Annotated in this window: 21 protein-coding genes; 6 read left to right on the plus strand and 15 right to left on the minus strand. The window is 72.2% G+C overall.

Annotation, left to right across the window (positions count from 1 at the left end; translation table 11 throughout):
• The first annotated feature begins 40 nt into the window (after positions 1–40).
• Complete coding sequence (locus KME79_RS33665) at positions 41–574, plus strand: DUF6328 family protein (protein ID WP_219549076.1); 534 nt, start codon at positions 41–43, stop codon at positions 572–574.
• Here KME79_RS33665 and KME79_RS33670 read toward each other — a convergent pair.
• The 6 genes from KME79_RS33670 to KME79_RS33695 are packed head-to-tail and all read right to left on the minus strand — an operon-like array spanning position 548 to position 6572.
• Positions 548–850: a cation:proton antiporter gene (locus tag KME79_RS33670; RefSeq protein ID WP_148032151.1), complete on the minus strand. Its 303-nt coding sequence runs from the start codon at positions 848–850 to the stop codon at positions 548–550. The two genes, KME79_RS33665 and KME79_RS33670, sit on opposite strands and share 27 nt — an antisense overlap.
• Positions 847–1107 carry an MrpF/PhaF family protein gene (locus KME79_RS33675; RefSeq protein ID WP_148032150.1) on the minus strand — a complete coding sequence of 87 codons (261 nt, stop codon included), beginning with the start codon at positions 1105–1107 and terminating at the stop codon, positions 847–849. Before KME79_RS33675 ends, KME79_RS33670 begins: the two co-directional genes overlap by 4 nt.
• Positions 1104–1700, minus strand: coding sequence for a Na+/H+ antiporter subunit E (locus KME79_RS33680; RefSeq protein WP_219549078.1), 597 nt, complete (start codon positions 1698–1700; stop codon positions 1104–1106). The genes KME79_RS33675 and KME79_RS33680 overlap by 4 nt, the downstream gene beginning before the upstream one ends.
• Complete coding sequence (locus KME79_RS33685) at positions 1697–3229, minus strand: Na+/H+ antiporter subunit D (protein ID WP_219549080.1); 1533 nt, start codon at positions 3227–3229, stop codon at positions 1697–1699. Before KME79_RS33685 ends, KME79_RS33680 begins: the two co-directional genes overlap by 4 nt.
• Positions 3229–3840, minus strand: a complete 612-nt coding sequence (locus KME79_RS33690) for a Na(+)/H(+) antiporter subunit C (protein ID WP_219549082.1) — start codon at positions 3838–3840, stop codon at positions 3229–3231. The genes KME79_RS33685 and KME79_RS33690 overlap by 1 nt, the downstream gene beginning before the upstream one ends.
• Positions 3837–6572 (minus strand): Na+/H+ antiporter subunit A, encoded by a 2736-nt coding sequence (locus KME79_RS33695; protein ID WP_219549084.1) that lies wholly within the window; start codon positions 6570–6572, stop codon positions 3837–3839. The genes KME79_RS33690 and KME79_RS33695 overlap by 4 nt, the downstream gene beginning before the upstream one ends.
• Positions 6573–6751: 179 nt before the next feature.
• On the opposite strand from KME79_RS33695, the gene KME79_RS33700 reads away from it, so the two are divergent.
• Positions 6752–7936, plus strand: coding sequence for an RNA-guided endonuclease InsQ/TnpB family protein (locus KME79_RS33700; protein WP_308249152.1), 1185 nt, complete (start codon positions 6752–6754; stop codon positions 7934–7936).
• Positions 7937–7976: 40 nt separating this feature from the next.
• On the opposite strand, the gene KME79_RS33705 is transcribed toward KME79_RS33700, so the two are convergent.
• A complete protein-coding gene (locus tag KME79_RS33705; RefSeq protein ID WP_219549088.1) occupies positions 7977–8159 on the minus strand; it encodes a hypothetical protein in 183 nt (60 codons plus the stop codon).
• Between the two features lie 149 nt (positions 8160–8308).
• Here KME79_RS33705 and ybiA point away from each other — a divergent pair, with 149 nt between their 5' ends.
• The gene (gene ybiA / locus KME79_RS33710) at positions 8309–8875 is read left to right on the plus strand and encodes a riboflavin biosynthesis intermediates N-glycosidase (protein ID WP_219549090.1); all 567 of its coding nucleotides are present in this window, start codon (positions 8309–8311) and stop codon (positions 8873–8875) included.
• Positions 8876–8878: 3 nt separating this feature from the next.
• On the opposite strand, the gene KME79_RS33715 is transcribed toward ybiA, so the two are convergent.
• The 5 genes from KME79_RS33715 to KME79_RS33735 form a co-directional block, all read right to left on the minus strand.
• Positions 8879–9796 (minus strand): carbohydrate kinase family protein, encoded by a 918-nt coding sequence (locus tag KME79_RS33715; RefSeq protein ID WP_219549092.1) that lies wholly within the window; start codon positions 9794–9796, stop codon positions 8879–8881.
• A gap of 198 nt (positions 9797–9994) precedes the next feature.
• Complete coding sequence (locus KME79_RS33720) at positions 9995–10813, minus strand: PIG-L family deacetylase (RefSeq protein ID WP_219549094.1); 819 nt, start codon at positions 10811–10813, stop codon at positions 9995–9997.
• A 10-nt stretch (positions 10814–10823) separates the two neighbouring features.
• Complete coding sequence (locus KME79_RS33725; RefSeq protein ID WP_219549096.1) at positions 10824–11045, minus strand: hypothetical protein; 222 nt, start codon at positions 11043–11045, stop codon at positions 10824–10826.
• A 136-nt stretch (positions 11046–11181) separates the two neighbouring features.
• Positions 11182–11760 (minus strand): tetratricopeptide repeat protein, encoded by a 579-nt coding sequence (locus tag KME79_RS33730; protein ID WP_219549098.1) that lies wholly within the window; start codon positions 11758–11760, stop codon positions 11182–11184.
• Position 11761: 1 nt separating this feature from the next.
• The gene (locus tag KME79_RS33735) at positions 11762–12865 is read right to left on the minus strand and encodes a glycerophosphodiester phosphodiesterase family protein (RefSeq protein ID WP_219549100.1); all 1104 of its coding nucleotides are present in this window, start codon (positions 12863–12865) and stop codon (positions 11762–11764) included.
• A gap of 62 nt (positions 12866–12927) precedes the next feature.
• Between KME79_RS33735 and KME79_RS33740 the strand changes: the two genes are divergently transcribed.
• From KME79_RS33740 to KME79_RS33750, 3 genes are read left to right on the plus strand one after another with little or no spacing between them, the layout of a single operon-like run.
• The gene (locus tag KME79_RS33740) at positions 12928–13530 is read left to right on the plus strand and encodes a TetR/AcrR family transcriptional regulator (protein WP_219549101.1); all 603 of its coding nucleotides are present in this window, start codon (positions 12928–12930) and stop codon (positions 13528–13530) included.
• Positions 13527–14183 carry a VC0807 family protein gene (locus KME79_RS33745; protein ID WP_219549103.1) on the plus strand — a complete coding sequence of 219 codons (657 nt, stop codon included), beginning with the start codon at positions 13527–13529 and terminating at the stop codon, positions 14181–14183. Before KME79_RS33740 ends, KME79_RS33745 begins: the two co-directional genes overlap by 4 nt.
• Positions 14180–14551 carry a DUF6069 family protein gene (locus KME79_RS33750; RefSeq protein ID WP_148032139.1) on the plus strand — a complete coding sequence of 124 codons (372 nt, stop codon included), beginning with the start codon at positions 14180–14182 and terminating at the stop codon, positions 14549–14551. The genes KME79_RS33745 and KME79_RS33750 overlap by 4 nt, the downstream gene beginning before the upstream one ends.
• A 205-nt stretch (positions 14552–14756) precedes the next feature.
• Here KME79_RS33750 and KME79_RS33755 read toward each other — a convergent pair whose 3' ends face one another.
• Genes KME79_RS33755 through KME79_RS33765 form a run of 3 tightly spaced genes read right to left on the minus strand, consistent with a single transcriptional unit; the run spans position 14757 to position 17961 of the window.
• The gene (locus tag KME79_RS33755; RefSeq protein ID WP_219549105.1) at positions 14757–15818 is read right to left on the minus strand and encodes a spore photoproduct lyase family protein; all 1062 of its coding nucleotides are present in this window, start codon (positions 15816–15818) and stop codon (positions 14757–14759) included.
• Between the two features lie 60 nt (positions 15819–15878).
• Positions 15879–17399 carry an acyl-CoA synthetase gene (locus KME79_RS33760; RefSeq protein WP_219549107.1) on the minus strand — a complete coding sequence of 507 codons (1521 nt, stop codon included), beginning with the start codon at positions 17397–17399 and terminating at the stop codon, positions 15879–15881.
• Between the two features lie 40 nt (positions 17400–17439).
• A complete protein-coding gene (locus tag KME79_RS33765; RefSeq protein WP_219549109.1) occupies positions 17440–17961 on the minus strand; it encodes a GNAT family N-acetyltransferase in 522 nt (173 codons plus the stop codon).
• Positions 17962–17997 lie beyond the last annotated feature (36 nt).

The raw sequence follows: 17997 nt of genomic DNA on the forward strand, positions 1-17997 counted from the left end.
GACTTTCGAGATGTATCGGAACAGGTGGGAGGCGGTATTCATGCAACAGGTGCCGGAACAGGAGAAGGAGACCCGGCAGGAACGCGCCGATCGCAACTTCGTCGAGTTACTGCAGGGCGCCCGCGTCGCGGTGACCGGTGTCCAGGTGCTGTTCGCCTTCCTGCTGACCGTGCCGTTCTCGCAGGGCTTCGAGCGGCTGAGCGCGTTCGACCGGTGGTTGTTCTTCGTGGCGCTGGTGTCGGCGGCGTGCGCCTCGATCTGTTACATCGCCCCGGCCAACCAGCACCGGGTGCTGTTCCGCCAGGGCCTGAAGGAGAAGCTGGTCCGCCGCTCCAACCACTACGGCCTCGCGGGCGCCCTCGCGCTGGCCCTGTCGATGACGTCCGCGACGATGCTGGTGGTCGACTTCCTGTTCCACTCCACGCTGGCGTGGGTCACCGCGGGCGGGGTGGCGGCGCTGGCCGCCTGGGCGTGGTTCGGCCAGCCGGCGCTCGACCGGTCCGCCCGCCCCGACGACACCGCGCCGGACGAGAGCGACGGCCGCCGCTCAGGAGGAGCCGCCGCCGGCGTCTGACCGGCGGTAGTCGGCCCGCGCCACCACGTACGCGGCCACCGACACGGTGATGATCTGGGCCACGGCGACGATGAGCAAGGGCCCTGCCGTGGCCCAGGTCGGCTGGCGCAGCCACATCGCCAGCAGCACCAGCAGCACGCAGAGCACCTGGGGCTTGGTGGCGACGTGCATCCGGTCGAGTGTGGTGCGGAAGCGCACCATGCCCCATCCGGCGGTCAGCGCGAGCGCCGCCCCGGCCAGCAGGCAGACGGCCGCCGCGACGTCCAGCACGTTCACTCGTTCCCCTCCGGGAAGTAGCGGGCCAGCGAGACGGTCCCGACGAACCCGAGCAGCGACAGCACCAGCAGGATCGGGACGTCGGAGTAGTCGCCGTAGACGGCGGCGTACGCGCCCGCACCGCACATGGCCAGCGAGGTGATCATGTCCACCGACACTGCCCGGTCCAGCGTGGTCGGGCCCCTGCCCAGCCGGTAGAGCGCCCCCGCCGCGCCGACGGCGAGCAGCACCAGCGTCACCAGATACACCGTGGTCATCCGAGCTCCTTCCGGTCGGCGCGCGTACCGAACGCCGCCACGATCCGCGTCTCCAGCGCGGTCACCTCGTCCTGGGTGAGCGCCGCCACCACCGCGTGCGGGCCGGACCGGCCGAGCACGTGGATGGTCAGCTCCCGCCGCTCCCGATCGGCTCCCAGCACGAGGCTGCCCGGCACCGTCGTCACCCCGATCACGACCATGACCGTCATGGCCTCCGACGAGGTGCGCAGGCGTACCGGCACGATCGCGGTCGGCGGCGACGGCGACCGCAGCACCCAGAACACCACCCGCGCCGTCGAGGTCACCAGGTCGAGCAGGAACCAGGCCAGGAACCGGACGAACGGCAGCGGCCGGAACCGGATGCCCGGATCGAGCACCGGCAGCGGCAGCAGCCACGTGACCACGGCTCCGGCGATCAGCCCGCCCACCAGGGTGCCGAAGGACAGATCGCCCCAGAGCATCATCCAGATCAGCGCCAGCCAGCAGACCAGCGCCAGCGGCACCGGCCGGCCGAACAGCCGCGGCGCCAGCCGGTCGCGCGTCTTCCCCTGCCGCTCCGGCTCCTGAGGGCCGGCCTCCGAAGGCTCCGTCATCCCGACCCCAGGACCGCGGTGATGTACGGCTGCCGCGCCAGCAGTTCGTCGGCCGCACGCTCGGTCAGCGACGACAGCGGCCCGGCCAGCACCGTGTAGGCCAGCCCCAGCATCACCAGCGCCGTCACCGGCCCGTACAGGCCCGGCGTGTTCGCCGCGCTCCGCTCCATCTGCTCCTCACCGGCGTCCGCCCGGCTCTCGCCCTCGCCCTGCGGCTCCCGCCAGAACGCCTTGCCCCACACCTTCGCCACCGCGTACAGCGTGAGCAGGCTCGTCACCAGCGCGGCCGCGACCAGCGCGATCGGGAGCGCGCCGCCGACCTCCAGCCCGGCCTGGATCAGCGCCAGCTTGCCCAGGAAGCCGGACATCGGCGGAATGCCCGACAGGTTCATCGCGGGCACGAAGAACAGCACCGACAGCAGCGGCGCCTTCCGCATCAGCCCGCCCAGCCGGTTCACCGACGTGGTGCCCGAGCGCCGCTCGATCAGCCCCGCCACCAGGAACAGGCTCGTCTGCACGGTCATGTGGTGCACCGCGTAGAAGACGGCGCCCGCCAGCCCCGCCACGGTCGCCAGGCCCACTCCCATCACCATGTAGCCGACGTGGCTGACCAGCGTGAACGACAGCATCCGTTTGATGTCCGTCTGCGCCACCGCGCCCAGCACGCCCAGCAGCAGCGTGGCCAGCGCCGCCCACAGCAGCAGCGTCCCCACCGGCCCGCCGGGGAACAGCAGCGCCTCCAGCCGGAAGATCGCGTACACGCCGACCTTCGTGAGCAGCCCGGCGAACACCGCCGTCGCCGGCGCGGGCGCGGTCGGATAGGAGTCCGGCAGCCAGCCCGACACGGGGAAGATCGCCGCCTTGATCGCGAACGCCAGCAGCAGGAACAGCTCCACCAGCAGCTTCACCTGCGGCGTGAGGTCCGCGAACCGCACGGCGAGCTGGGCGATCGACAGCGTCCCGGTGGCCGCGTACACGATCGCCAGCGCGATGAGGAACAGCATCGACGACATCAGCGCCATGACCGTGTACGTGGCCCCGGCCCGGATCCTGGACTGGGTCCCGCCGAACGTGAGCAGCACGTACGACCCGCTCAGCAGCATCTCGAACGCCACGAACAGGTTGAACAGGTCACCGGTCAGGAACGCGTTCGCCACCCCGGCCAGCATCACCAGGAACGCCGGGTGGAAGATCGCCATCGGGGCGACGTCCTCCTGCCGGTCGTAGGCGCTGACCACCGAGTACACCATCACGCACAGCGTCACCGCCGACGAGGTCACCAGCATGAGCGCGGACAGCCGGTCGGCGACCAGCGAGATCCCGATCGGCGTCTCCCAGCCGCCGATCCGCGCCACCATCGGCCCGTGCTGGTCGACCTGGGCGAGCAGCACCGCCGACACCACCAGGTTGACGGCCAGGGCGAAGATGCTGATGACACCCTGCAGATGCCGCAGCCGCGCGCCGATGGCCAGCTTGATGCCCGCCGCCAGCAGCGGCAGCAGCACCGGGACCGGGATCAGCGCCTCCACTACTCGTCGCCCTCCAGCTCGGGGTCGAGCGCGAGCGCCTGGCGCTCCCGCTCGGCTCTGATGGCCCGCCGCATCTGCTTGCGCGCCTCCCGCTGGCGGGCCTTGAGGCGCCTGCGGTCGGCCCGCCGGTGCGCCATCCGCTCACCCCTGGTCGGCTCGTCACGCAGCTCGGCGTGCAACTCGGCGCGCTGCTCGGCGACCAGCCGGTCGTACTCCGCCTGCCGGGCGCGCACCCGCTCGCCCAGCTGCCCGCGCCGGGCGCGCAGCCGCACCCAGCGGTCCTCGGTGTCGTCGCTCACCTCGTCGGAGCCGCGCAGCTGCCAGGCCCGGTGCACCATGGAGAGCAGGAACGCGGTGACGCCCAGCGTGATGACGATCGCGGTCAGGACCATGGCCTGGGGGAGCGGGTCGGCCATCTGGTCCGGCTCGGCCCGGCCGAGCAGCGGCGGGTCGCCGGCGTCGCCGCCGGTGGTGAGGATCAGCAGGTTCACCCCGTTGCCGAGCAGGATCACGCCCGCCAGCACCCGGGCCAGGCTCCGCTCCAGCAGCAGCGTCATCCCGGCGGCGACGAGCAGCCCGCACACGGCCAGCGGCACCAGCGAAATCGTCATCGCGCCTCGATCTGCTCGTCCACCTCGGCGCCGAGCGCCCGCAACACGTCCTGCACCATTCCCACCACCGTCAGATAGATCCCCAGGTCGAACAGCAGCACCGTGGACAGGTGCAGGGTGCCGACCAGCGGCACCGTCACGTCGGCGGCCAGCATGCGCAGCGCCTCACCGCCGAACGCCATCCCGATGAGCGCCGTGCCGACCGACATCGTGAGCCCGACCCCGAGCAGCACCCCCGGGTGCACCGGCACCGCCCTGGCCAGCTCGTCGCGCCCGCCCGCCAGGTAGCGGACCGTGATCGCCAGCCCGGCCACGATCCCGCCCGCGAAACCGCCGCCGACCCGCCCGTGCCCGACGAACAGCAGGAACACCGAGAGCAGCAGGACCGTGTGGAAGGTCAGGCGGGCGGCCACCTCGAACGCGAGCGACCGATGCTCCTCCGGCAGCGCCGACGCCAGCCAGGGCCGGCCGGGGCGCGGGGGCGCCGGGCGCCTGTCGATCGCGTACGAGGTGCGGCGCAGATACACCAGACTGGTGACGCCCAGCGTGAGCACCAGGATCACGGTGCTCTCGCCCATCGTGTCCCAGGCCCGGATGTCGAGCAGCAGGGCGCTGACGATGTTGCCGGCCCCGGCCCGCTCCGCCGCCCCGGCCATGAGGCCGCCGACCGGCGGGGCCTGGCGGGCGTCCATCGCCAGGATGCCCGCCACGACCACCACCGCCCCGGTCACGAGACCGATGCCGAGCCGGAGCGCGAAAGGCAGCCTGGCCGGCACCGGCGGGTTCGACACGCGTCTCAGCACCAGCACGAATATGACCATGCTGAGGGTCTCGGCCAGGAACTGGGTCAGCGCCAGGTCGGGGGAGCCGTGGGCGAGGAACAGCAGCGCGACCCCGTACCCGGTCATGCCGCAGGAGATGGCCAGCAGCAGGTAGCTGTGGGCGCGCAGGGCGAGCACGACCGCGGCCGCGATCAGCACGGCGAGCAGCGGCTGCTCGGGCCGCTGCCACCCCGTCACCGGCGCCTCCAGCGCGAGCGGCGGACCGTAGGACAGGGCGAGCGTCCCGATGCCGGCCAGGGTGGCGAGCGTGAGCAGCACGTAGTCGGGCACCGAGCCGCGCTGGACGATGCCGGTGAGCTGGAGCGCCGCCAGGTCGGTGCGGCGCAGCGCGTTCCAGAACGCCACGCCGGAGTCGGTGATGTGCATCGCCGACCCCAGCCGCGCCACCGGCTCGCGCGCCAGGAACAGCAGCACGCCGACGACCAGCGTGGCCGCCGACAGCAGCAGCGGCGCCCCCACCCCGCTCCAGAGCGCCAGGTGGGTGCCGTGCCCCGGGTCGGGGAAGGAGGCCGTGTAGCCGGACATGGCCGTCTCGAACATGCCCGCCAGCGGCGCCAGCACCAGCCCGAGCCCGGCCAGCAGCACGGCCGGCGCCACCATGAGCACCAGCGGCCGCTTCAGCTTCGACCGCTTCCTGTGCGGCTTGTCCGCGAACGCCCCCCACAGGAACCGCAGCGTGTACGCGGCGGTCAGCGCCGACCCGGCCACCACCGCCGCCAGGACGAACGGGTCGGCCAGCAGCGCCTCCAGCGCCGCCTCCTTGCCCACGAACCCGACCAGCGGCGGCAGCCCCACCATCGACGCCCCGGCCAGCACCGCCGCCGCGCACGTCCACGGCATCGAACGGCCCAGCCCGCTCAGCCCGCGCAGATCACGCCGGCCCGCCGCGCGGTCCACCACCCCCACCACCAGGAACAGGGTCGCCTTGAACAGCGCGTGCCCGAGCAGCATCGCCACCCCGGCCAGCGCGGTCGCCCCGGTGCCGGCGCCGAACAGCACGATCAGGAAGCCGAGCTGGCCGACCGTCCCGTACGCGAGCAGCCTCTTCAGATCGGTCTCCCGCAGCGCCCGCCAGCCGCCCAGCAGCATCGTCAGCGCACCCAGCGGCACCGCCACCGCCCGCCACACCGTCGCGTCGCCGAACGCCGGGCCCAGCCGGGCCAGCAGGTAGACGCCCGCCTTGACCATCGCCGCCGCGTGCAGGTAAGCCGACACCGGCGTGGGCGCGGCCATCGCCGCGGGCAGCCACGCGCTGAACGGGAAGATCGCCGACTTGGACAGCGCCCCGACCAGCACCAGCACCAGCGCCACCGGCCCCACCTCGGGCGGGTCCGCCAGGATGGCGGAGATCTGGTAGGTGCCCGCCGACTGCCCGATCATCACGAACCCGGCCAGCATCGCCAGCCCGCCCAGGGTGGTGACGACCAGCGCCTGCATGCCGGCCCGCCTGCTCGACCGGCTCTCCGGGTGATGCCCGATCAGCAGGTACGAGAAGACCGTCGTCAGCTCCCAGAACACGTACAGCAGCAGCAGGTCGTCGGCCGTGACCAGGCCCAGCATGGCGCCGGCGAACGCCGTCATGGCCGCGCCGAACCGCCCCAGGCCCTCGTCGCCCCGGTAGAAGTAGCGCGAGCTGTAGACCATGACGAGCGCGCCGACGCCGGTCACCAGCGCCATCATCAGCAGGCCCAGCGCGTCGGCGCGGAACGCCAGCGAGATGCCGAGCGCCGGAGCCCACGGACGGACGGACGCCTCCGGCCTCAGCAGGGTGTAGACGAAGCCGGCCGCCGGCGCCGCCGCGAGCAGCAGCAGCGCGTCCCGTCCGAACCGCCGGACCAGCCAGGGAGCGCAGAACGCGGCCGCCGCGTGCAGGATGAGCAGCCACTCCATCAGAGCCCCCCGAAGGGACCGGCGCCTTGAGGCGGCGGGGGAATCGGGAGCGGGAGGGACTGCAAGGCCCGAGCGTGCGCTGACCTGTCAGGTCCGCGCGTCACGGATACCCTTCCTGGTTTTGTCGGCGCGAGCCGATATCGTGGTGTTGTCGTTACCGAACGTGACAGGAGGTGGGTGTGCGCAGATCGTTGAAGTTCCTGCTGCGCCCCACCACCAAGCAGGCGGCGGCGCTGGCAGAGTGCCTGGAGGACCACCGGCAGCTCTACAACGCCGCCCTGGAGCACCGCCGCACCGCCTGCGCCAAGGCGGGCGTGAGCGTCCGTTACGGCGATCAGTCCGCCGAGCTGAAACATATCCGGGGCGATGACTCCGGCGGGCAGGGCCGCTGGTCGTTCTCCTCCCAGCAGGCCACGCTGCGCCGCCTCGACAAGGCGTTCGGCGCGTTCTTCCGCCGGGTCAAGGCCGGGCGCACCCCGGGCTTCCCGCGTTTCAAAGGGCGCGGCTGGTTCGACACCGTCGAGTGGCCCAAGGACGGCGACGGCTGCCGGTGGGACTCCCAGCCCGAACACCCGAAGGTGACCTTCGTCCGGTTGCAGGGTGTCGGGCACGTCCGCGTCCACCGGCACCGGCCCGTGAAAGGCCGGGTCAAGACCATCAGCGTCAAGCGTGAGGGCTCCCGCTGGTATCTGATTCTGTCGTGCGACGACGTGCCTGCCGAACCTCTGCCCGCCACGGGCGCGATGGCAGGGATCGACATGGGTGTGGCCTCGCTCGTCACCACCTCCGACGGCGGCCGGGTGGCGAACCCGCGTCACCTCGCCGCCACCGCTGGCCGTCTCGCGGACGCCCAGCGCGACCTGGCCCGCAAACGGCAGGGCTCCCGGCGGCGGCGCAAGGCGGCGGCCCGCGTCGCCGCCCTGCACGGCAAGGTCCGCCGCCAGCGCCTCGACCACGCGCACAAGGCCGCGAACGCGCTGGTCCGCGCCTACGACGTGATCGTGCACGAAGACCTGCGGATCACGAACATGACCCGCGGCGTGTCCGGCACGATCGAGGCTCCCGGCCGGAACGTCGCACAGAAGTCCGGCCTCAACCGATCGCTCCTGGATGCGGGTTGGGGGGTGTTCCTGACGATCCTGTCGCACAAGGCTGAAAGCGCCGGTCGCAAGCTGATCGCGGTGAACCCCGCCGGCACCTCCCGCACGTGCTCGCGTTGCGGGCACGTGGCGAAGGAGAACCGCGTCACCCAGGCCGAGTTCCGGTGCGTGTCGTGCGGGCATGCCGCGCACGCTGATGTGAACGCGGCGGTCAACATCGTGAGGGCAGGGCTTGCCCTTCGTGAGGCTGCGGAAGCGGCTTAGCGAGAAGCCGCTCCCTTCAGGGAGCGGAGGAGTCACCCATTCAGCCCGAGTTGTTGTTCAGGCGGTTACCGATCTCACGCGAGAGCGACTCGTCGAGCATGCCGCGCACCTCGTCGGCACGCTCGCGCAGCAGCCACCTGTTCACCAGCGTGACGTCGGACGCGACGCCGGACACCACCCCGCTCTCGGCAGGCATGCCACGCGTCGCCTCATACTCGGCCATGGAAACTCCCGGTTCGTCCGTAGCACCTCGTCTGCCCCGGTCACCCCTGTGGCAAACCGCGCCCCTCGCCGCACGGGCATGCCGTCGCGCGGGGTGTGACGCGGGTGTGACGCGGGTGTGACACAGGGAGGCTGTGACACAGTAAGGCCATGTCCGAGAAGCTTCCCCGGTCAGTCCCCGAAGCCGTGGCCGCAGAGCTGGCCGGGCGACCGCCGCGCTATCTCTACTTCTGGGGCCACCAGCCCGCCCGCGACGGCACGGCCGGCCGCGGCTGCCTCAGCCAGTGGTGGCCCGCCGGGTTCACCGAGGACGGGCGCCACTACCGGTCGGCCGAGCACTACATGATGGCGCACAAGGCGCTGCTGTTCGGCGACGAGGTGGCCGCCGAGAAGATCCTCGCCGCCGCCCATCCCGGCGAGGCGAAGAAGCTCGGGCGCGCCGTCGGCGGCTTCGACGAGGAGACCTGGGCCGCCCACCGCTACGAGATCGTGGTACGGGGCAACCTCGCCAAGTTCGGGCAGCACGCCGAGCTGAAGGAGTTCCTGCTGACCACCGGCGGGCGGGTGCTGGTCGAGGCCAGCCCGCTGGACCGGGTGTGGGGCATCGGGCTGGCCGCCGACGACCCGGCCGCCGCCTCGCCCGCCACCTGGCGCGGGCTCAACCTGCTGGGCTTCGCCCTCATGGACGTCCGCGACGCGCTGGCCCGCCCGCGCTGACGGTCAGCGGCCCGCCACCGCACCGGCGTCATGGGGGAGGTCGGCGCCCCGCACCGTGCAGGCCAGCGCCGCCACCTTCGCCGCGAACGCCGCCGCCTCCCGCGCCGTGGCCGGGTCCAGCCCGTCCAACCGGCCGCCGAGCAGCCCGCGCCCGTCGAGCCAGTGCAGGAGCCCGGCCGTGAACGCGTCGCCCGCTCCCACCGTGTCGACCACGTCCACCTGAGGCGCGGGCACCTCCGTCCGGGCCCCGCCGAGCGACACCAGAGCCCCGGCCGGGCCCCGCGTCACCACCACCAGCCGCGCCCCGGCGGCGTGCCACTCGTCGCACACCCGCTCCACCGGCTCGCCGGGCCGCAGGAAGGCCAGGTCGTCGTCGCTGAGGCGCAGGATGTCGGCGAAGGCGCACCACCGCTCGACCGCGTACGCCTCCCGCGTGGCGAGGCTCGGCCGTACGTTGGGATCGACCGAGACCGTCATCCGCCGCGCGGCCGCCGCCGCGAACGCCTCCACCACGTCCCGTCCCGGCGGCCTGACCAGCGCCAGAGAACCGGTGTGCAGGCACCGCACGCCGTCCAGCGCCGGGCCGGCCAGCTCGTCGCCGGTCCACTGCCAGTCGGCGGTGCCCTCGGCGTGGAAGCCGTAACGCGCCTTGCCGGCGTCGTCCAGGCCGGCCACCGCGAGCGTGCTCGGCTCGCGGGCCTCGACGGCGTACGTCAGATCCACCCCGGCCAGCCGCTCCCGGAACAGCTCCCCGAACACGTCACCCGAGATGCGCCCCAGGAACCGCGCCGGCGTGCCGAGCCTGGCCAGCGCGGCCGCCGTGTTCGCCGGCCCGCCGCCCGGCAGCACCCGCAGCGTCAGCTCACCCGCCCGCCGATCCGCGAACGCGTCGGCGACGCACTCACCCAGCACCGCGATCACCCGCCCACCCTCTCACGCCGCCCCCTGCACGATCAGCCGGTGTCCGGGGAGATCCGTCCTCCCACGCCGGCCCGATGCGTGTGGAGGGCGGTGGCCGCCCGATGCGTGCGCCAGGGCCGGTGACCGCGGAGGTCATCGGCCCTTCCTTCGCCCGGGTCGGAGCGGGCAGAGCCGCCTGGCAGGTCGAGGAGGGCCGCGTCAGCGGAGGCCGGTGAAGAGGTCGTCCTCGTGGGCCGGGGTCTTGACGCGGCTCTGGACGCGGGTGAACGCCTCGTGGGAGAACATCTGCTGCTGGGCCTGCGGGGGCATGCGCAGCGGGAAGATGTTTTCGCCCTGGCTGGCGTGCGCCTCCAGGGCCTTGAGCTTGCGGTCGACGTAGGCCGAGACGTCGACGATGGCGTTGACCAGCTCGTCGGGGGTGCCGAAGTCGTCGTCGGGCTCGAAGCCCAGGTCGATGCCCGACTCGCGGAGGGTCGCGGCCATGTTGGCGATCGCGGCGCGCGGGATCGCCGTGTAGTAGAGCTTGTCGGGGACGCCGCCGCCGTTGACGGCGGCCACGGCGACGCGGTGGGCCTGGACGTGGTCGGGATGGCCGTAGCCGCTGCCGCCCGTCTCGTCGTAGGTCACCACCACCTGCGGGCGGTAACGCGCCATCAGCTCGGTCAGCCGGGCGGCCGCCGACTCCACGGACACGTTGGCGAAGGCGTCAGTGTGGTCGTTGGTCGACCAGCCAGCCATGCCGGAGTCGCGGTAGCCGAGCAGCTCGACGTGCTCGATGCCGAGATGGTCGGCGGAGGCGCGCAGCTCGGCCAGCCGGCGCTCGGCCACCTCGGCGGCGTCGTGGCCGGGGTCGCCGGGCTTCACCCCGCCGGGGCCGTCACCCTGCTCGCCGTTGGTGCAGGTGACCAGAACCGTGCGGACGCCCTCCGCGGCGTAGCGGGCGAGCACCCCGCCGGTGCTCAGGCACTCGTCGTCGGGGTGGGCGTGCACGGCCATCAAGGTCAGTCGGCTTTCCATGGCCGAAACCCTACTCGGCGCCCCCGACAGATCCTCCCGCCAGGGCCAGCCGGGCCGCCTCGTCCCGCGCGGCGGCCGCGGCGGCGCGGTCGCCGCGCGCCTCGGCCAGGGCGCCCCGCTTCAGCCAGTTGAACGGGCTGCACGGCCGCAGGTACACGCGCTCGCTCACCAGCACCCGCGCGAGTTCGTGCCGCCCGGCCCGCAGCGCCGACTCCAGCAGCGTCCTCTGCACCGCGTCCCGCTGCGCGTGGCTGCCGCGGCCTCGTTCACCCGGTGCCTGACCGGCTGGAGCAGCTCGACGACCCGGTCGTGGTCGCCCCGCCCGTAGGCCACCAGCGCCCGGCACACCGGCAGTCCCACCCGCGCGGTCATCGCCTGGTCGGTGACCCGGGACGCGGCTCGCGCACGTACGCCTCCCGCGCCGCGATGAGCCGCTCCGCCTCGCCGGCGCGGCCCGCTCCCACGTACGCCATGACCGCGTGCAGGTCGTTGAACGCGTGACAGGCCTCGTCCATCTTGTCTGGCCACGCGTCCGCCAGCGCCGCCCACCGCCCGTCCGGCACGACGCCCTCCAGGTAGAGGCGCCACAGCAGGGCCGAGGCGTCCAGCAACTGCATCGCGGTCTCGCCGCCGGCCAGCACCGCGTCGTAGATGTCCAGCACCCGGCCGGTCTCGCCGCGTTCCAGCGCGTACAGGGTGTAGTGCCACCAGGTGTGCACGTTGAAGAACGTCCCGGTGGACCAGTCGCCGACCCGCTCGTCCAGAAAGCGGATGCCGTCACCGAAACGTCCCTGCATCTCGTACGTGTGCGCGACCGCGTGGATGCCCCACACGTCGCGCCGGTTCAGCTCGACGGCCCGCAGCAGCGCGTCGACGGCCCGGTCGTAGTGGCGGACGGCGGCCCGCCCCGCCCCGCTCACGGCGAGCCCGTGCTGGTCGGTCGTCATGTCAGCGGGCGTGACGCGAGACGACGGCCCGGCCCATCGCGGGGTCGTCGCAGAACGCGCCGTCGACGCCCAGCTCCAGCAGCCGGCCCAGGAAGCCCGCCACGTCACCGGTGGCGCGCGGGTAGGCGGGGCTGTCGGGGTTCCCGAGCCGGTGGTCGGCGGGGAGCTGGGAGTTCTCGTTGCGCACGGTCCACACGTGCACGTCCAGCCGCCCGCGGTGGGCGTCGCGGACCAGGGCGGTCGGCTCCAGGGTCCGGCCGTCGGCGCCGACGGGCAGCACGCGCCGGGTGTCGACGCCGATCGCGCCGGCGTACCGGGCGACCTCCCGCAGGCCCTCCGGGGTGACCATGTCGTCGTAGGTGCGGCCGTTACCGGCCGCGACCCAGTCGTAGGGGGCGCCGGTCGCGCCGATGAGCTGGACGAGCGGCAGCCGCGTCCTGCCGGACAGCTCGCGCAGGTTGGCCGTCTCGAACGACTGGATGTACGCCTTCCGCACGCGGTTGCTCTCCAGCGTCTCCAGCAGCGGCTCCTCCAGCGACAGGCCGATGGAGTCGAAGTAGGTCGGGTGCTTGGTCTCCGGGTAGACGCCCACCCCGTGGCGCAGCGCCAGCTCGACCACCTCCTCGAAGGTGGGGATCTGGGCCGTCCCGTCGAAGGCCGTGTTGTCCGGGCGCAGGTCGGGCACCCGCTCCCTGGCCCGCAGGGTCTTCAGCTCGGCGAGCGTGAAGTCCTCGGTGAACCACCCGGTCACCTCGCGGCCGTCGATCGTCTTGGTGGCGCGCCTGCCGGCGAACTCCGTCCGCTCGGCCACGTCGGTGGTCTGCGAGATCTCGTTCTCGTGCCGCGCGACGAGGACGCCGTCCTTGGTGGGGACGAGGTCGGGCTCGATGTAGTCGGCGCCCATCGCGATCGCGGCCTCGTACGAGAGCAGCGTGTGCTCGGGGCGGTGGGCACTGGCGCCGCGATGGCCGATGACGACGGGCGGCTGGGCGCGGCGGCCGGGGTCGGCGGCCGTCGCGGCGGAAGTCGATGGGGTCACCACGAGGGCGACGGTACCGGCCGACAGCACGGCCAGCACACTCGCGAACAGGCTGCGGATCGTCATGGGCGCACCGTAAACCCGCGAGAGGGGTTCCCGGAGTTACTTGGATGAGTTACTGTTTACTCATGCAAGTAAGAAAGCGGACGTTCACGGGGGACGCCAGGCGCGCGCAGATCATCGCCGCGACTATCGAGACCCTCGGGCGGCTCGGCTACGGGCACACCTCGTTCGCGAAGATCGCCGAGCGGGCGGGGCTGAGCAGCACGCGGCTGATCTCGTACCACTTCGCCGGCAAGGACGAGCTGATGGCCGCCGTGGTCGGGCACGTGCACGAGAAGCTCGGGCGGTTCATGCACGAGCGGGTCAGCGCGCAGCCCGACGCCAGGAGCCGGCTGCGCGCCTACATCGGCGGCCTGGTCGCGTTCAACGCCGCGCACCGCGACGAGATGGAGGCGCTGATGACGATCTTCCTCAGCCATCCGGGCGAGGCCGGCTCCTACGGCCCGGAGGAGGAGATCCGGACGCTGAGCCACCTGGAGCTCATTCTGCGCGAGGGCCAGGAGCGGGGGGAGTTCCGCGCGTTCGACCCGTTCGTGATGGCCGCCACGATCCAGCGCTCGCTCGACGGCCTGCCGTTCCTGCTGCGCTCCAGGCCCGGCCTCGACCTGGAGCTGACGGCGCGCGAGCTGGAGACGATGTTCGACCTGGCCACCAGGGCGGAGCCGTGAGGGGTCGGTGGCTGACGATCGCCGTCAACATCGGCGTGCCCGTCGTGATCTATTACGGGTTACGCGCCGCGGGGGTCAGCGTCTACCTGGCGCTGCTGGCCGACACGCTGGTGTCGGCCGGGTTCACCGGCTACAAGCTGCTGCGCGAGCGCAAGCTCGACGGGCTGAGCGCGTTCTTCACCGCCATGTTCGCCGTCGCCGTGGTGGTGACGCTGGTCAGCGGCGACGAGCGGATGCTGCTGGCCAAGGAGGGCTGGGTCACGGCGGCGGCCGGCATCTGGTTCCTGGTCTCGACCAGGATGTCCCGCCCTCTCGCCTACCTCTTCACCCGGCCACTGCTGGAGCACCGTTACCCGTTCGGGCCGGTGCGCGAGCCGTGGGAGGTCTACTGGGAGCGGCTGCCCCGGTTCCGCCGCGTCTGGCGGGTGTCGTCCGCCGTCTGGGGCGTCGTGCTGCTGCTCGACGCCGCCGCCCGGGTGGCCATCGCGTACGCGCTGCCCGTCGACACGGTGCGCGTGGCAGGGATGCTCCTGTACGCGGTCGCGACCCTCGTCGCCGTGATCATCACCAATGTCCACTACGTGCTGAGCGGGCTCTACAACGGCTGGAGCAGCCTGTACGAGCCGCTCAGGAGAGAGGAGTCGCGCGCATGACCCGCCGCCTTCCCACCATCGCCGTCGCCGTCGCCGCCACACTGGCCGTCTGGCTCGTGGCCGTCCCGATCGCCGGCGTCGACCTCGCCGCCCGGGGCGGTGCCGGGACCATCGCGGTCGGGCCCGTGGCGGTGGTGATCGCCACCGCCGTCGCCGGGCTCGCCGGCTGGGCCCTGCTGGCCGTCCTGGAACGCCTCACCCGGCGCGCCCGCGCCATCTGGACCGCGGTCGCCGCGGCCGTCCTCGTGCTGTCGCTGCTCGGCCCGCTCGGCGGGGTCAACGCGGGCTCACAGCTCACGCTCGCCCTGATGCACCTGGCCGCCGGAGCGGTGATCATCTTCGGGATGCGCGGCACGGCGACGCGCTGACGCGGGCCGCCTCATGGGGCGCCCGCCACCAGTAACACTTGTAGAAGATCGTCGCCAGCAGCGAACCGGGACCGTCCAGTACGTGGTCGTCCTCCAGCAGCTCGGCGAGCGCGGCGAAGCGGTCGGCGCGCTCCGGCGGCGGCCCGTCCCGCGCCGGGCGGGGCCGCCGTGGGCTCGCCGGGGGCCGGACAAGACGGCTGCTTCGTCAGAAGGCGTAGCGGATCCGGCAGAAAGGCAGGCGCTCATTGATGAGATCGGTGAGCGCGGCCACGTACCGGCCCTTCTGGCCGGTACGGTAGCGGACGTTCCAGCCGCCCGTCTGCGAGCGCTTGGGCTGCTGCAGGTCCGGCCGCCACAGCACCTCCTCGGCCTTCGGATGCCAGCCGAGGTTGACCTCGTGCAGCCGGTCGTTGTGGGTCAGGAAGATCACCTCGGCGGCGAGCCGCTCGCGCGCGGCCGCGCCGATCCCGTCGCCGAGCCGGTCCAGCAGCTCAGCCCAGTCCTCCAGCCAGCCGTCCCTGACCACCACCGGGCTGAAGTTGACGTGCACCTCGTACCCGGCCGCCACGAAGTCGTCGATGGCGGCGATGCGCTCGGCCACCGGGGAGGTGCGGATGTCGAGCAGCTTGGAGTCGGCCTCCGGCATCAGGCTGAACCTGATCCTGGTGCGCTCCCGCGGATCCCAGCCGAGCAGGTCGCGGTTGACGTACTTGGTGGCGAAGCTGGCCTTGGCGTTCGGCAGGTCCCGGAACAGCTCCACCAGGTCACGGACGTTCCTGGAGATCGTCGCGTCCACCGAGCAGTCGGAGTTCTCGCCGATGTCGTACACCCAGGCGTGCGGGTCCACCTGGTCCGGCTCCGGCTTGACGCCCTGCCTGGCGGCGTGCCTGGCGAGGTAGCCGGTGATCTTGTCGATGTTGGCGAACACCGTGATCGGGTTGCTGTAGCCCTTGCGGCGCGGCACGTAACAGTACGCGCACGCCATCGCGCAGCCGTTGGCCGTGGACGGCGCGACGAAGTCGCTGGAGCGGCCGTTCGGGCGGGCGGTCAGCGACTTCTTGGTGCCGAGCACCAGCGACTCGGTCTTGATCCGGACCCAGCGGGCGACGTTCGCCTCGTCGCCGTACAGCTCGGGGATGCGGTCGTGCCGCTCGACCTCGACCAGCTCGGCACCAGGGAAGCGGCCGAGTATCTCCCGGCCGCGCGGCAGCTCGGCGGCGGCGGGCTCGAAGTAGATACGTCGGATGTCGAGAAGGTTGTCGCGCACTCCCGTACAACACCGTGACTCGGCGTCGTCTTCCCTGGTCAGCGAGCTTCTACGGGATGGTCAGAACGCCTCGCGCAGCTCCCGCTTGAGCACCTTGCCGCTGGCGTTCTTGGGCAGCGCGGCGACGAACCGGACCTGCTTGGGCGTCTTGAACGGAGCCAGCCGGCCCCGCAGGAACGCCACCAGCTCGTCGGCGGTGAGGCTCGCGCCCTCGCGCAGCACGACCGCGGCCGTCACGGCCTCGATCCACCGCTCGTCCGGCACCCCGAACACGGCCGCCTCCGCCACGGACGGGTGCTGGTAGATCGCCTCCTCGACCTCGCGGCTGGCCACGTTCTCGCCGCCTGTCTTGATCATGTCCTTCTTCCTGTCGACCACCGACAGGTATCCGTCCACGTCCATCACACCCAGGTCGCCGCTGTGGAACCAGCCTCCGCGGAACGCCTCCGCGGTCTTCTCCGGGTCGTTCCAGTAGCCGAGCATCGCGTGCGGGCTGCGGTGCGCGATCTCGCCCACCTCGCCCGGCGGCAGCGGCTCGCCGTCGTCGCCGACGATCCGCGTCTCCACGTTCAGCGCGGGCCGGCCGGCCGAACCCAGCCGGGTCAGCTGCTCCTCCGGGCGCAGGATCGTGGCCACCGGCGCCATCTCCGTCTGCCCGTAGAAGTTGAACAGCCGCACCTCGGGCAGCCGGGCCGCGATCTCCTTCAGCACCTCGACCGGCATGATCGAGGCGCCGTAGTAGCCCTTGCGCAGCGACGACAGGTCACGGCGGTCGAAGTCGGGGTGGCGCAGCAGCCCGATCCAGACCGTCGGCGGGCAGAACAGCTTGGTGGCCCGCTCCGACTCGATCGCCGCCAGGATCGCCGCCGGGTCGGCGCCGGGCAGCACGATGTTGGTCGCCCCCAGATAGATCCCGGGCGTGAGGAAGCAGTGCAGCTGGGCGCAGTGGTACAGCGGCAGCGCGTGCACCTCCACGTCGTCGCCGCTCATCTCGCCGTCGACCACGCACGTCACGTACTGGGAGATCAGGCTCCGGCTCGACAGGGTCGCCCCCTTCGGCCGGGACTCGGTGCCGCTGGTGTACATGAGCTGGATCGGGTCGTCGTCGCCGATCTCCACCACCGGCTCGGCGTCGTCACCGTGCGCCATCCAGTCCTCGACCGGCTCCCACCCGTCCCGGCCCGCCCCGATGACGCCGCGCACCGCGACCCGGTCGCTCACGGCGCCCTCGGCCACCGGCAGCAGCGCCTCCTCCACCAGCATCCCGGACGCGCCCGCGTGCTCCAGGATGTACGCGACCTCCTCCGGGCCCAGCATGAAGTTGATCGGCACCGAGATCGCGCCCAGCCGGGCCAGCGCGAAGTAGGCCACCACGAACGCGTGGTCGTTGTGCGAGAGGATCGCGAACCGGTCGCCCTTGCCCACGCCCCGCGAGGCCAGCGCGTTGGCGGTGCGGTTCACCGTACGGTCGAGCTCGGCGTAGCTCTGCCGCAGGTCGCCGTAGATGATGGCGGTCTTGGCGGGATAGCGGGCCGCGGAGCGGCGCAACAGGTCTCCGATGGCATGCTGGCGAGTCGTCATACCGGACATCCCTCACTTGGCCGAACTTCGTTCGGGAATCCTAGCCTTCGCCGGCCCGAGGTTCACGAAGATCTTTCACCAGAATCCGGCACACGTCGGGCACCTGCTCCACCCGCCCGCCCGGCAGGTAGATCCGGCGCGTGGTCGGCACAGGAGGATGCGGCCACTCCACGTAACCGAGCCGCCTGTAGAGCGGCCACACCCGGCGGTTGCGCGGATCCACGCCCAGTGCCACCCGGTCGTGGCCGAGCTCGCGTAACCGCCGCTCGGCGGCGCCCATCAGCCGGGTGCCGATCCGCTGGTTGCGATGCTCGGGAGCCACCTCCAGGTGGGTCAGCAACGGCACGCCGGGCAGCCGCTCCCGCACCTCCGGCTCCTCGGCCGGGTCCAGCCACAGGTACACGTCCCCGATGGGGGTGAACCCGTCCCACGCGACCAGCAGCACCCCGTGCTTCTCCCGCTGACTCGCCAGCCGCTCCCGGAAGTACGGCTCCTGCCCGAGGGAGTTGACCAGGGCGACGAGATCCCCGTGCACGGCAGCTCGGATCCGGACATGCAGCATGACTTCTACAATCAAGCGGCGAAACGGCGGACAACC

The organism is Nonomuraea harbinensis (assembly GCF_019396385.1).
Classification (GTDB): domain Bacteria; phylum Actinomycetota; class Actinomycetes; order Streptosporangiales; family Streptosporangiaceae; genus Nonomuraea; species Nonomuraea ferruginea.